Origin of the sequence: Algoriphagus jejuensis (genome assembly GCF_039523455.1) — a bacterium.
GTDB lineage: Bacteria > Bacteroidota > Bacteroidia > Cytophagales > Cyclobacteriaceae > Algoriphagus > Algoriphagus jejuensis.
This window is the reverse complement of the sequence record NZ_BAAAFI010000009.1, coordinates 1-13250: the sequence shown is the minus strand read 5'-3', so window position 1 is coordinate 13250 and position 13250 is coordinate 1. Positions and strand designations below refer to the sequence as shown.

The following is a 13250-nucleotide window of genomic DNA, read 5'->3' as shown; positions in this document are numbered from 1 at the left end:
TATTTGCGAATTTGGATTTAGGTTTTTTGAAAACCAGACCAAATGGAGGTAAGCTTCAAAAAGGAGAAATGATGAAAATACAATTTCCTTTGCCTGATACTGACACTCAAATGAAAATAATAAAAGAAGTTTCTAAACTGAAAGAAGCTGACAAGTGGAATAAATTTGAGGCACTATTAAAATAAAGCCAGTGGCTAACAATGTATATAAAAAATAGGCGAAACAGTAATAAAACCAAGGGTTTTGGCTCTTATCAAACTTTGTGCTTAACCGAAAGTTTAGTGCTTCGAAATCGCCTACTTTTCATATACTAAACGTTAGCGGTAATTTTAACAAAAGACAAATGGCAAGACAAACACTTATTATATTGACAATTTTGACAACCTTAATTGGCTGCAACTTTAGCGAACAAGTAAAAAACAAAGTGGACAGCGATGTGAAAGAAGCTAAATTAGAAATGGACGCAGATATATCCAACGCTAAATCAGACTTTGAAAAATCCTTTAACCAAACCTTAAAACAATCAAAAGACAGCATATTAACAGCCAAGGTTGTCGACCTGTATTCAAGGGTAACTAAGACTTCTCTGTATATTGACAGCTTACGAAAAGCTATGGATAAACTTGATGACATGGATACCAAGAACATAGAATTAATTAAACAGATGTTTCTATATGATGGAATTGGAGACAGCGTTTTTGCAAAAGTTAAAAAATCATATTCATTGACAATCGACATTGCGGTAGCTGACACGACTAAAACAAGATTAAAAAATGTAACAGAAACTTATTCGGACGAAACTCAAAAACTATTTTTCCAACAGAACAGCCCCCTAGGAGTAAACATGATTTTGTATGGTATCGAGTCAGAATTAATAAAAGACGGGACAAGGTGTTTAGCTGGACATACAACGAAATAAAAACTACCGCTAGCAACTAGGTTTTCATTGCGTGCGAAGCACGAACAATGAAACCGCTGTTGCACTGCCTGCCCCGATTATTTCGGGGAAACCGGTGAGGTGCCTATGGGGATTGAGTCGGGATTTTAGGGATACTTGCAATTTCACATAGCTCAAAAAGTCTCTTCTATATCGTTAGTCACAAGCCGAAAATCATTCAGTTATAGGTTTTTCGGCCTTTCCAGACTCGTTTTTGGAAGGTCTTTTTTGTGGATTGGGCATAGATCTTCCAGCCCGATAAAAATAAGGGATGAGAATTGGGTTGGCAAGAACTGAAACACTGCTTTGGACGGCCCCTGTGTGATTTCAAAAAAAGCCATCCTTCATCCAGAAGCAGGGCACAAAACCAGCTGACTTTCGCTAACTTTCTGACTACTGAAGAAAGGTTTTCGATCCTCCAAGAGGCAGAATACTTCATCGCACTTGATTTTCAAACCACCGACACATGTTTACCCTCGACGAAATCAACTCGGCCCATAGCAAGGTAAAGTCCGGCTCGGATTTTCCCGCTTACATTCAAAACCTGATTAAGCTGGGAGTCAGCTCTTATGTCACCTTCGTCACGGACGGTCACACCGACTATTTTGGAGCAAACGCTCATTTCGCCACCTCCCCGGCTAAGTACGAAACCCTGGCCATAGCTGCTAGATCCAATGCAAGCCAATTTACATCCGACCTCAAAGCCCATCAGGCAGGGAATACGGATTACCCGACATTTTGCGAAGACTGCGCAAAGTCCGGCATCGAAAAATGGGTCGCCCTCTTGGACGAGATGACTTGCACTTACTTTGACAAGGCAGGGAAAGAGATTTTGGTAGAAGTAATACCCGGATAAAAACCCCTCCACTTTCCGCGGGTTGCCAAAAGCAAAATCTTACTTTCTAAGCAGCAAAAGCACAGATTTTTCCAAAGGGCCTCACAATTATCACACCCCTTCTTCTCTGTTTACAGTACAAATCCCTAACTTCCAAAACGATGACAGTCAGGAAGTTTCTTTGCTGCCATTCGCCACGAATCAATCTTACTTAAACCCATTTCTCCATTCTCAAATCCAATCTTTCTATGTCTGAAAAGAAAATCATCACAGTATTTGGAGCCACCGGTGCACAAGGCGGTGGATTGGTACGGGCTATTTTAAGCGATCCCAGCAGAGACTTTGGCGTTCGTGCAGTTACGCGTAATGCATCATCTGACAAAGCAAAAGCCCTGGCAGATTTGGGTGCCGAAGTAGTAGAAGCTGATCTTGCCCATCCTGAAACCGTACGGGCAGCAATGGAAGGAACTTATGGAGCCTTTTGCGTCACCTTTTTTTGGGATCACTTCTCTCCTGAGCAGGAAGCGATGGAAGCCAAAACTATGGCCGAAGCCGCAGAAGCTGCCGGTTTGAAACACGTGGTCTGGTCCACCCTGGAAGACACCCGCTTGCTCGTGCCGCTGCACGACGACAGCATGCCTACCTTGATGGAAAAATACAAAGTGCCTCATTTCGATGCCAAAGGTGAATCCAACCAGTTTTTTATAAAAGCTGGCGTACCGACCACATTTTTGCTTACCACTTTTTACTGGGAAAACCTCCTCTATTTTGGAATGGGGCCCAAGCGGGGAGAAGACGGCGTACTGGCCATCACCTTTCCCATGGGGGGTAGTAAACTCAGTGGCATTGGCGCGGAAGACATCGGAAAGTGTGCCTATGGAATCTTTAAGAAAGGCTCTTCAATGATCGGCAAAACTGTGGGAATCGCCGGTGAACACATCACCTGCGAGGACATGGCCAAAGTCCTCACCAAAGCAATTGGAGAAGAGGTTCGATACAATGCCATCCCGGCTGAAGTCTTTCGCAGTTTTGGATTTCCCGGAGCAGAGGATCTGGGAAATATGTTCCAATACTATGAGACCTTTGAAAAGGAATTTACCGAAGCCCGAGATATTGCTGCCGCCAAAGAGCTAAACCCTGACTTGCTGTCATTTGAAGAATGGCTGAAAATCAACCTTGATAAGCTTCCGGTGGAATAGTCTAAAAGCACCAAATCTTTTCAATTATCTAAAGCCTGGAGTTTTTTAGTCCAGGCTTTGCTAATTTCAGAGAACGGGAAATTCCCGACTTGAGCGGCTTCTGTTCCTCCACTCAGGCCCAAAACGGATCGGCAGAGACCGTCTAAACTTTACCCATATCCATACACTCCATGTCCAACATTAAACTGATTATCGAAGAGCGTGCTGCTGACATTGGCAAATTTCTTGTCGGCAGATTGTTGCCTTTTCGTCAAAAACGGATGATTGGCCCCTTTATATTCATCGATCATATGGGGCCGGTCAAGCTGAACGAGCGGGAACAGATGGACATCCGACCTCACCCGCACATCGGGCTATCCACGCTCACTTTTCTATTTGAGGGTAGCATCATGCATCGCGACACGCTGGGAACGGAAGTGGAGATCAAACCCGGCGCGGTCAATTGGATGACGGCCGGGAAAGGGATTGTGCATTCAGAGCGAACTCCCGACTACCTACGTCACGAAGACAAAGTCCTCCACGGTTTGCAGATCTGGGTGGCGCTGCCAAAGCATCTTGAGCAGATGGACCCAGAGTTTTTTCATTTTGAAGCTGACCAACTTCCGGCTTGGACAGTCGAGGGAATCGAATTCAAACTTGTCGCTGGAGAAGCTTTTGGACATCGGTCGCCCGTGCCTGTCTACAGCAGATTGTACATGCTGGAGATCAAAAGCAAAGAAAAACGAGTTCTAAGCATTGGAGAGCACCTGTTTGGCGAAAGTGGCTTGTACATTCTAGAGGGGGGAATCGAAAGTGAAGGAAACCATTTTGGTCCAAAACAAATCCTGGTTGCGAAAGACAGTGCACTATGTGAATTTACCATCCAAGCCAACAGTACCGTGTACATCTTCGGCGGCGAGGCGTTTCCCGAAGAGCGATTTATCGACTGGAATTTTGTCTCTTCCAGCAAAGAATTGATCGAGGAAGCCAAAGTCAAATGGATTGCCCAGAAGTTTGACAAAATCAAAGGCGATGAGGAAGAATTTGTCCCCTATCCTGTTTTCAAAAAGTAGTATCAAATCGACCAGGAAAGTAAGTTCTAGGTAAACGTAAAAATCCCAGAACGAAAATCGGGAAAACTTGGGATCAGTTGGATGCCGTAGCTGAAAAAGCGTCAATCAATAAAGGTATTCTTCCAAAAAATCCCTGCAATTCAGAATCGGGATAGTCGAGTAATAAAACCCCGCCAAGTCTTCCGTAACAACGACTGCACAGCCACCATTCAAAGCAGAATAATATTGCAGTCCATCTTCCAAATCTTTTACTTGACGATTCGCCAGCGTTTGATTTACTGTGTCTTGATCCACGTTGGTCATCAAAATTTTCTTCGAAAGCATCTCTATCTTCATCCGGGCCAGTTCTGAGCCACTTTTCTTTTCAGAAAATTAGAATGCAATCGCCAAGCAAATAGGATAGGTATAGAGATCAAAATCCGGCCGATCAGCCAAACTTATTACTTGGGATGAAATGGGGAAAAGTGGATATTCTTTATTTAAGGACTGAAACCAACACATTTGCATCCAAAAAAACCTTCATTTTTTCTTCTCAAAAAACTCCGATTTCATCTTATCTTTGCTACGCATCCCACGGTATTCGATTGGCCCCTCTGCCACGAAATCCACCCAATCCGACACTGGCAATTCCTCCATTGATTTGTAGTTTTTTGAAGTGACCTGCGAATACAGATACTCAGTCAGTCTAGACAGGCTGATATTGTTCTGCTCCGCAAATTCCTTTGCCTTGTCGATTACCTCTTTATTAAAGGAGAGCGTCACCTTAGCATCCATGGCTTTCTTATTTGACTATACGTAAAGATTTTTACTAAACTACGTAATACAAAAATATCAAACTTTTCTCCTCCACTTCTCCTCGATATCAGCGATTTCCGACTCGGTCTGCACTTTGTTTTTTCGGTTGGTTTTCTCTTTGCTGAGATCTGTGGCATAGAAATGTGTATCCTGAAAATAGCCAACTCTAGCTTCAGATTCCCCTTTTGCTTTCGTCCACTTTTCCCCTTTGAAAAGCTTCACCTTGTCTTCGTGCAATTCCAACAGTTCGTCGTATGGTCCACGCGCTGAGATCAGTTTGACAAAAATCGGAGCTGTCTCAATCGCAATGAACAACAGCATGATAAAAACATTGGCCATCGCCATGGCAGCGCTTTCCGTCGTCAGCACCGACAGCGCATCCATCCGTGCCGCCAAGCCGTCAAAACCCTCAATTCCCGGTTGTTGTTTTTCAAACTCCGCCTGACGCAAGGCGATAAATTCCCGGATTTGGGCTTCCAGCGTATCGACCCGGACTTGATTTCTTTTCCGCAGACCATCCAATGCCAGCTGAGATGCATCGAGCTGTTGCTCTTTCTTTTTGGCATTTGTCCCTAGTCCGACTATTCCGCTCGTACCGGCCGTTTTCTCTCCAAAACGCTCCGCATCGTATTCCTTTTGAACTTGGTCACGGAAACTTTCAGCTTGGGCCACTTCCGACTTTAAGGTGTCGATCTTGGATTCCAGGTCCTGGATTTCCGGAAATCCCTTGGCCAAATTAGCCTTGGACTGAGCAATAAACTCCGTCTTCTTTTCATCTAGCTTGCGGTTGATTTCCCGCTCAAACATCTTCAGCTCTAACGGCTTGGAGATTACCAAAGCAAGCAACACCGCCAATACCAAACGGGGAATCGCCAGCTTCCATTCTCCCCAGGCATTCTCCCTCTTCCTCATGCTGGACACGATAAATCGATCCAAGTTGAAGATCATCAATCCCCAAAGCAATCCAAATGCGACTGCAGGGAGGAGCGACTGGAAGACAGTAAATAATGCATAGCCCGCAGCCAAGGCAGCTAATACTCCGGTGAAGAAAACCGTGGCACCGATTCCGACATATTTGTTGGATTCGGTAGGGGCACGCTTGAGCAAGGCAAAATTTGCCCCACTGCAAAACCAGAAGAAACGGGTAATGTGTTGCATGACTAGAGAGGTTGAGTGTCAGATCTGATTTAACAACGCTAAAACAGTTCCAAAAAATGGATGCATTTTCCAAAAGCCAAAAAACCGGGGACAATGTGACAAAACCTCACTTTTCTGGGGTAGAAAGGGCAATTGGCTTTTTCCCCATTCCGACTGATCAAACTTTGATTCTGTCCGAGGTGTACATTTTCGTGCATAATATGCTCGCTCACAACGCATAAGTCCATCACCAGAGTCAGGTATGGTGCTTCCCCAAAACGAGTTCTGTAGGAAATCATGATCTCGGACAAGATCACTTAAAACTGTTAAAAAAGGCATTCAATTGACTTTATTGCATTTGATTTTGGCTTAGTTGCCTTACTTTGACTCCGAATCATTAGCCCAAGCCCATGAAGCCCAACAGATTTTCAACCTTCCTATTTCTCTTTGCCCTTCTATTTTGGGAAAAAACCCAAGCACAAGATGTTCCTTTCGAAAAAGAAGTCAGACAGATTTCTGCACACATAGACAGTGTCGGATGGTCTCAGGGCGCCACGGTTTTCACAGGAAGCTCCACGATCCGCATGTGGAAAAACCTTCAAACGACCTTCCCGGACACTCCAATCCTGAACACAGGATTCGGCGGTTCCAAGGCCTCCGATCTCGAAACGCACCTATTCCCCCTGGTGATCCGATTCGAGCCGAGTCGGGTATTCATCTACGAAGGTGACAATGACCTGTGGTCGGATGTCCCGGCTGCGGAAATACTCAGCAGCCTGGACAACATTGTCCGTCGCCTGCAGCTCATCAACCCAAACATGGAAATCTTCCTGATCGCAGCCAAACCCAGTCCGGCTCGCGTGGAGAAAAAGGAAAACTATATCATCTTCAATACTATGCTAGCCGAATACTGCCGCAGCAAAGAGCAGGTGAACTTTGTCGACAGCTGGGCACCTTTGCTAGATGCCAACGGCAATCCGCGCCCCGAACTCTACATCAAAGACCAGCTGCATCTCAACGAAGACGGGTATAAAATCTGGAATGAAATCTTCCTAGAATACCTGAATTGATAATAGAACCAACTGGGTTAGCACCGATACTCATCGGAAATTGACCTACGGCCAAAATGAAAGCATTTTCATTTTGTCGTAGGTGTTGATTTCTACAAAAAAGCCAAAATACGCAGCCGCTTTAAAATCAAGCCCTTACAGAATATCGCCATACTGTCCCACAAAAGTGGGGGCGATATTTTTGAAATAAATACCCGCCGTCGGCTGCAACCTGATTTTTCTCAGGTTTTTTTATTGATAAAAATGCCAACTTTTGCCTCTGTCTGTGAATCTGGAATTGAATTTTTCAATTACCGTTGTTCTTTATCCCCTCCGAGTTGATTTCACAAAAAAAAACGTGTGCAAGACTACTAGCCGGCCTAATTCCTTTTCCTATGAAATTACCACTTAATCCAAAAAACCAACTTCTTGGTTTTTTATCACTTATCGTTTTGCTCTCTTCCTGCAAAAAGGAAGTAGTAACGGAAGCCCCGCCCATGAAAGTCAATGTGGTGAAAGCTATCCAGAGTGATGTCCCCCTTTATGAGGATTTTGTCGCTCAAGTATATGGACAATCCGACGTCGACATTCGGTCTCGCGTAGAGGGCTGGGTCACCTCAGTCAACTTCAAAGAAGGATCTCAGGTAAAAAAAGGCCAACTTCTCTACACGATAGATGACATCGAATATAAAAACCGCCTGGACAGACAGGCAAGTGAAGTCACTCAGGCGACTACCGAACTGGTAAGAGCGGAAAGTGAACTCAGCCGTGTCAAACCGCTGACCGAGTTGAACGCGCTCAGTAAAAAGGACCTGGACAACGCAGTTGCAGAATATGAAGCTGCAAAAGCCCACGTCGCAGCCACCAAATCTTCACTTGAAAATGCAAAAGTTGAATTGGGATATACCCGTGTCTTGGCTCCGTTTGACGGATTGGTAGGCATCTCCAATGTGCGTGAAGGTGACTATGTGAGTCGTACCGGCACTTCTGTTCTGACGACCATCTCCAGTATCACCGGAGTTCGTGTAAGATTTGAAATCAGCGAAAGAGAATATCTCCGGATTGCCCAGCAATCTATGGAAGACCGGGAATCTGCCCGGAACAACGTCCAACTGCTCTTGGCTGATGGATCGGTTTACGGTGAAATGGGAACGGTCGACTTTGCAAACCGTGAAATCGATCCCTCCACCGGTACCCTTACTATGGAAGCTTCATTTCCAAACCCGGATGGATTACTCAGACCGGGACTTTTTGTGAAAGCCCGCATCCTGTTCAGCACCTATACCGGCGCAGTGATGATCCCTCAGCGTGCCGTCGTGCAACTGCAGCACATCTCGCAAGTCTATCTAGTCAATGCATCCGATAGCCTAAAGGTCACCACCATCGAAACCGGTCCAAAAATAGGCGATGCCTGGATCATCAAAAGCGGACTCAAGGCCGGTGACCGTGTAGCCATCATCGGCTCGGCAGGTGTCAGCGCCAATTCCAAGATTGAAGTAGTGGAGCAAAAATGGCCAGAAGAGAACAAATGATGCAGCCGACTCTTAATTCTAACTATTTGACTCCAGTACTATGAGTGAGTTTTTTATACGAAGACCGATAGTTGCGATGGTGATTTCGATCTTGATGATCATCATGGGATTGATTACACTAAGCGGCATTCCGATCTCAAAGTACCCGGACATCACTCCGCCGATGATCCAGGTGACGACGACCTTTACCGGCGCCAATGCTGTCAACGTAGAGCAGGCAGTAGCGACGCCAATCGAGCAGCAGGTAAACGGTGTGGAAGAGATGCTCTACATGAAATCCATCAACGGATCGGATGGCTCTCTGACACTTCAGGTATCCTTTGAAGTAGGAACCAATCTGGACAACGCCAACATGCTGACCCAAAACAGGGTGTCCCAAGCGAGTGCCAAGATGCCGATTGAAGTAAAAAACTTCGGAGTTACGACCAAAAAATCACTGGTGTTCCCACTGATGTTGGTATCTCTTTCCTCTCCAAACTCCACTTACGATGGACTTTTCCTTAACAACTACGCCAATATCAATATTGTAGATCAGCTCAAGCGGATCCGAGGTGTCGGTGACGTGTTCCTGTTTGGTGGTGCGGATTATTCCATGAGGATCTGGCTGGATCCGGATCTATTGACCAAGCTTGATCTGACTGTCAACGACGTCTCGAATGCGGTAAAGAAACAAAACGCAATTGCTCCAGGTGGTAAGTTCGGTGCCCCTCCTACACCGGCCGGTGTGGAGTACACCTATACCGTTACACTTCAAGAGCGATTGGTTACCGAAGAAGAATTCGGGAATATCATCGTCAAGTCAGATGAAAAAGGTTCCATCGTGCGCCTCAAGGACATCTCCCGTCTGGAACTCGGCCTGGACAACTACAACTCAACCAGCCGTCTGAACAGAAGCCCGGCAGCATCCATCGTGGTGTATCAAATCCCTGGCTCCAATGCCTTGGAAGTGTCTGAAGCTGTGCAGACTACCATGCAGGGTTTGGAAGGTTTTTTTCCACAGGATCTCAAGTATGACATTGCACTGAATACCACCCGGGCGATTTCGGTCGGTATCTCAGAGATTGTTCACACACTGTTCGAAGCGGTTGCCTTGGTGATCATCGTGGTATTCCTCTTCCTTCAGGATTGGAGAGCCACACTGATCCCATTACTTACAGTACCGGTTTCTTTGTTGGGTACGTTCATCGTCTTCCCGATACTTGGATTTTCTGTCAACGTACTTTCTCTTCTGGGGCTAGTCCTCGCCATAGGACTCGTCGTCGATGACGCGATTGTGGTGGTCGAGGCTGTCATGCACAACATCGAGCATGGCATGAAGCCGAAAGAAGCTACCCAAAAAGCAATGAAAGAAGTGGGTGGGCCGGTAGTGGCGATCGCCCTGATCCTCGCTGCGGTATTCGTTCCGGTCGCTTTCGCAGGAGGTATCACAGGCCGACTCTATCAGCAGTTTGCAATTACCATTGCGATTTCGGTTTTGTTCTCCGCATTCAACGCCCTGACCTTGAGTCCTGCCTTGTCGGCGATTATCCTGAAACCAAAAAAGGAGTCCAACGGCTGGCTTCAGCGCTTTTTCAATTCCTTCAACAGAGGGTTTGACAAGTTCACCTTAGGCTATACCGGCATCGCAGGTGCTGTGGCCAAAAAATCAATCCGATCGCTGATCATCATCGGCTTCGTAGTCGGCGGGATTTTTCTCCTGAATGGAGGAATCCCCGGAGGCTTCGTACCGGAAGAGGATGAGGGATATTTCCTGATCAACATGCAGCTGCCGGATGCCGCGTCCATGGAGCGGACAGACGAGGTCGCCAAAAAGATCGAAGCGATCTTGCAGGAGCATGAGGAGGTTCAGTACTCTACCATGATCTTGGGATACAGCTTGTTGACCACAGCCTACTCTACCAACAACGCCTTCGTATTCGTCTCTCTCAAGCCATGGGAGGAGCGAACCAAGACGGCCAAGCAACTGATCGCAGAAACCAATCTGGCCTTCAGGCAAACGATCACTGAGGCCACTACCATCGCCTTCGGCCCTCCTCCTATCGAAGGCTTGGGTACCTCGGCAGGTTTTACCCTTCAGCTTCAGGATCGCTCCGGCAACGATCCTCAGTTTTTGGATGAGCAGGCTCAGATATTTATGGCTGAGGCGCGTAAGCGACCTGAAATTGCGAACATCTTTACTTTGTATAGATCAAACGTGCCGCAGAAAAAGATTCAGATCGACTACGACAAAGCCGAAAAACTGGGAATAGACCTCTCGGAGATCACCAGTACCGTATCTACCTATCTGGGTAGTTCCTATGTCAATGACTTCAACAGATTTGGAAGGCAGTACAAGGTATTTGTGCAGGCAGAGGGTCAAAACAGACTCGGACCCGATGATCTGGCAAGCTATTATGTGCGAAGCAAAAGCGGAGAGATCATTCCATTGAGCACCCTTGCTGTCGTCGAGGACATCACCGGACCATCCTACACCAACCGATTTAATATGTATCGGGCTGCGGAAATCTCCGGAGCACCGAAGGAAGGATTCAGTTCCTCAGATGCACTCAATGCACTTGAAGAAGTCGCAGCATCCATGCCACCGGAAATCGGCATGGCATTCAGTAACATGTCCTATCAGGAAAAAGCCGCAGAAGGAACCGGAGGAACCATGTTCCTGATGGCCTTGGTCTTTGTTTTTCTGATTTTGGCAGCACAGTATGAAAGCTGGACCTTGCCGTTCTCCGTATTGCTGGGGGTACCGGCAGCGGTATTCGGAGCATTCCTTGGACTTTGGCTCGGAGGTCTGTGGAGCGTCAGCTACGTAAACAACGTCTTTGCACAGATCGGCCTCGTGATGCTCATCGGCTTGACTGCGAAAAACGCCATCCTGATCGTAGAATTTGCAAAGATGCTCCACGAAGAACAGGGCAAATCACTCTACGATGCGGCGATGGAATCTGCAAAACTTCGGCTTAGACCTATCTTGATGACTTCCTTCGCCTTCATGCTCGGTGTGGTTCCCTTGCTCACTGCCACAGGCGCCGGAGCGGAAGCCAGAAAAGTCATGGGCATGGCGGTATTCAGCGGAACCTTGATTGCCACCATCATCGGGGTCATCATCGTCCCCGGCTTGTATGTATTGATCGAAAGTATCGGGAAGAAAAAGACTCACACTCCACCGACCGCTCCTACTGTTTCACCTTCTGAACCGACTCATTGATATGAAAAATCTAATCATACCGATATTTATCGTCTTGGTTCTGGCTGGTTGCGCAGTAGGGCCAAAATATTCCCGGCCTGAAACCGTCGAAACAAAAACTCCGGAAGTATATTTCCAACCGGTGGAAAACCCAGACTCGATCACCAATCTCGCTTGGTGGGATGTGTACCAAGACACGGTGCTCCGCTCTTTGATCCAAAATGCAGTCGATTCTAACCTAAATTTGCTTACCGCAATGGCCCGAGTCGAAGAAGCTCAGGCGATCTTGGGGTACAACAAGGCGAATATGGGCCCGTCTATCGGGTATGGCGCTTCGGCCAGGGCATCCGAATATCGAGAGCGAGCGCAGGAGGCAGGGGTCGGCTTCAATACCAATTCCTATTCTGTCCTGGGAAATATCTCCTGGGAGATCGATATCTGGGGAAAACTTAGACATGCCAACCGCGCAGCTTATGCAGAATTGCTTGCATCGGAAGAAAACAGAAAGTCGATCTTCATCAGCGTAGTAGCACAAGTCGCTGAGCTCTACTTCAATCTGAGAGGCCTGGACGACCGATACAAAATCACGCAGAGAACCTACCAAACCAGACTTGAATACCTCCGGATCATCGAACTTAGGTTCGAAAAAGGTGACGTTTCTGAATTGGACAAGCTACAGGCAGAGCAAATTGCAGCCGATGCCAAAGCGGGGATGTACAGCCTGGAACGTGAAATGATCTTTGTCGAAAATGCCATCGGTATCCTGACTGGAAAGACCTACTCCCCTATTGCCCGTGGCTTGCAAAACGATCAGCAGTTGCTGCCCCTGGACATTCCTACTGGCTTGCCATCTGAACTACTGGAAAGACGACCAGACATTGTACAGGCAGAGCAACTATTGGTAGCGCAGACCGAACGAATCGGAGTGGCGGTTGCGATGCGGTTTCCATCGTTGAGCCTGACTGGATTCCTTGGTGTTGCCAGTCCAGACATCTCCAAATTGTTCGTTCCCAACGCCGTGCTGGGTTCCATTTCTGGACAATTGGCAGGTCCACTTTTTCAGTTCGGCCAAAATAAAAGAAGAGTAGAAGCAGAGCGCGCTCGAGCCAAGCAGTATGCTTACGACTACGAGCAGACGATCTTGGAAGCATTTGCGGAAGTGGAAAATTCCCTTGCGGAAATCCGGACTTATTCCAATGAATACGACGCCAGAGTGGAGCAGGTAAACGCTACTACCAAATCATTGATGCTTTCCAAAGCACTGTATGACAACGGCTACACTTCCTTCCTCCAAGTCCTAGATGCCGAGCGGGAACTCTACTATTCCGAATTTGAAAAATCATTGGCGCTTCAGTCTCAATTGACCTCTACTGTGAGGCTTTATAAAGCACTCGGCGGCGGTTGGTAAAAGTACTGTTTAATCGAAAAATGGCTGAAAATTGAGTTTTTCAGGGATAGTTCATTAAACTGTGTCTAGGGTTTAAACTTTGTATCAACCCATTCCCTTAGTTGGCCTAGGCCAACTAAGGGAAT

The 13250-nt window shown here is 46.7% G+C and carries 12 protein-coding genes; 9 read left to right on the top strand and 3 right to left on the bottom strand.

The window, feature by feature from the left end:
- Positions 1–26 precede the first annotated feature (26 nt).
- The 5 genes from ABD031_RS10260 to ABD031_RS10240 all read left to right on the top strand — a co-directional run bounded on the left by ABD031_RS10260 (position 27) and on the right by ABD031_RS10240 (position 4023).
- Positions 27–185: a hypothetical protein gene (locus ABD031_RS10260; protein ID WP_343851040.1), complete on the top strand. Its 159-nt coding sequence runs from the start codon at positions 27–29 to the stop codon at positions 183–185.
- A 158-nt stretch (positions 186–343) separates the two neighbouring features.
- Complete coding sequence (locus ABD031_RS10255; RefSeq protein ID WP_343851038.1) at positions 344–919, top strand: hypothetical protein; 576 nt, start codon at positions 344–346, stop codon at positions 917–919.
- A gap of 484 nt (positions 920–1403) precedes the next feature.
- Complete coding sequence (locus tag ABD031_RS10250) at positions 1404–1793, top strand: DUF1398 domain-containing protein (RefSeq protein WP_343851036.1); 390 nt, start codon at positions 1404–1406, stop codon at positions 1791–1793.
- 227 nt (positions 1794–2020) lie between these two features.
- Complete coding sequence (locus ABD031_RS10245) at positions 2021–2971, top strand: NmrA/HSCARG family protein (RefSeq protein ID WP_343851034.1); 951 nt, start codon at positions 2021–2023, stop codon at positions 2969–2971.
- Positions 2972–3141: 170 nt separating this feature from the next.
- Positions 3142–4023 carry a pirin family protein gene (locus ABD031_RS10240; protein WP_343851032.1) on the top strand — a complete coding sequence of 294 codons (882 nt, stop codon included), beginning with the start codon at positions 3142–3144 and terminating at the stop codon, positions 4021–4023.
- Positions 4024–4128: 105 nt separating this feature from the next.
- On the opposite strand, the gene ABD031_RS10235 is transcribed toward ABD031_RS10240, so the two are convergent.
- The 3 genes from ABD031_RS10235 to ABD031_RS10225 form a co-directional block, all read right to left on the bottom strand.
- Positions 4129–4359: a hypothetical protein gene (locus tag ABD031_RS10235; RefSeq protein WP_343851030.1), complete on the bottom strand. Its 231-nt coding sequence runs from the start codon at positions 4357–4359 to the stop codon at positions 4129–4131.
- Positions 4360–4542: 183 nt separating this feature from the next.
- Positions 4543–4797, bottom strand: a complete 255-nt coding sequence (locus ABD031_RS10230) for a DUF6364 family protein (RefSeq protein WP_343851028.1) — start codon at positions 4795–4797, stop codon at positions 4543–4545.
- A 57-nt stretch (positions 4798–4854) separates the two neighbouring features.
- The gene (locus ABD031_RS10225) at positions 4855–5976 is read right to left on the bottom strand and encodes a DUF4407 domain-containing protein (RefSeq protein WP_343851026.1); all 1122 of its coding nucleotides are present in this window, start codon (positions 5974–5976) and stop codon (positions 4855–4857) included.
- Positions 5977–6365: 389 nt separating this feature from the next.
- On the opposite strand from ABD031_RS10225, the gene ABD031_RS10220 reads away from it, so the two are divergent.
- The 4 genes from ABD031_RS10220 to ABD031_RS10205 all read left to right on the top strand — a co-directional run bounded on the left by ABD031_RS10220 (position 6366) and on the right by ABD031_RS10205 (position 13125).
- Positions 6366–7025, top strand: a complete 660-nt coding sequence (locus tag ABD031_RS10220; RefSeq protein WP_343851024.1) for a GDSL-type esterase/lipase family protein — start codon at positions 6366–6368, stop codon at positions 7023–7025.
- A 374-nt stretch (positions 7026–7399) separates the two neighbouring features.
- Positions 7400–8536, top strand: a complete 1137-nt coding sequence (locus tag ABD031_RS10215) for an efflux RND transporter periplasmic adaptor subunit (protein WP_343851022.1) — start codon at positions 7400–7402, stop codon at positions 8534–8536.
- A 40-nt stretch (positions 8537–8576) separates the two neighbouring features.
- A complete protein-coding gene (locus ABD031_RS10210; RefSeq protein ID WP_343851020.1) occupies positions 8577–11738 on the top strand; it encodes an efflux RND transporter permease subunit in 3162 nt (1053 codons plus the stop codon).
- Position 11739: 1 nt separating this feature from the next.
- Positions 11740–13125: an efflux transporter outer membrane subunit gene (locus tag ABD031_RS10205; RefSeq protein ID WP_343851018.1), complete on the top strand. Its 1386-nt coding sequence runs from the start codon at positions 11740–11742 to the stop codon at positions 13123–13125.
- Positions 13126–13250: the final 125 nt, after the last annotated feature.

Bases quoted from the DNA above. Each gene is read 5' to 3' on its own strand.
- ABD031_RS10235 (WP_343851030.1), bottom strand. From the start codon at position 4,359: ATGAAGATAGAGATGCTTTCGAAGAAAATTTTGATGACCAACGTGGAT.
- ABD031_RS10255 (WP_343851038.1), top strand. From the start codon at position 344: ATGGCAAGACAAACACTTATTATATTGACAATTTTGACAACCTTAATT.
- ABD031_RS10205 (WP_343851018.1), top strand. From the start codon at position 11,740: ATGAAAAATCTAATCATACCGATATTTATCGTCTTGGTTCTGGCTGGT.
- ABD031_RS10250 (WP_343851036.1), top strand. From the start codon at position 1,404: ATGTTTACCCTCGACGAAATCAACTCGGCCCATAGCAAGGTAAAGTCC.
- ABD031_RS10210 (WP_343851020.1), top strand. From the start codon at position 8,577: ATGAGTGAGTTTTTTATACGAAGACCGATAGTTGCGATGGTGATTTCG.
- ABD031_RS10240 (WP_343851032.1), top strand. From the start codon at position 3,142: ATGTCCAACATTAAACTGATTATCGAAGAGCGTGCTGCTGACATTGGC.
- ABD031_RS10245 (WP_343851034.1), top strand. From the start codon at position 2,021: ATGTCTGAAAAGAAAATCATCACAGTATTTGGAGCCACCGGTGCACAA.
- ABD031_RS10215 (WP_343851022.1), top strand. From the start codon at position 7,400: ATGAAATTACCACTTAATCCAAAAAACCAACTTCTTGGTTTTTTATCA.
- ABD031_RS10225 (WP_343851026.1), bottom strand. From the start codon at position 5,976: ATGCAACACATTACCCGTTTCTTCTGGTTTTGCAGTGGGGCAAATTTT.
- ABD031_RS10230 (WP_343851028.1), bottom strand. From the start codon at position 4,797: ATGGATGCTAAGGTGACGCTCTCCTTTAATAAAGAGGTAATCGACAAG.
- ABD031_RS10220 (WP_343851024.1), top strand. From the start codon at position 6,366: ATGAAGCCCAACAGATTTTCAACCTTCCTATTTCTCTTTGCCCTTCTA.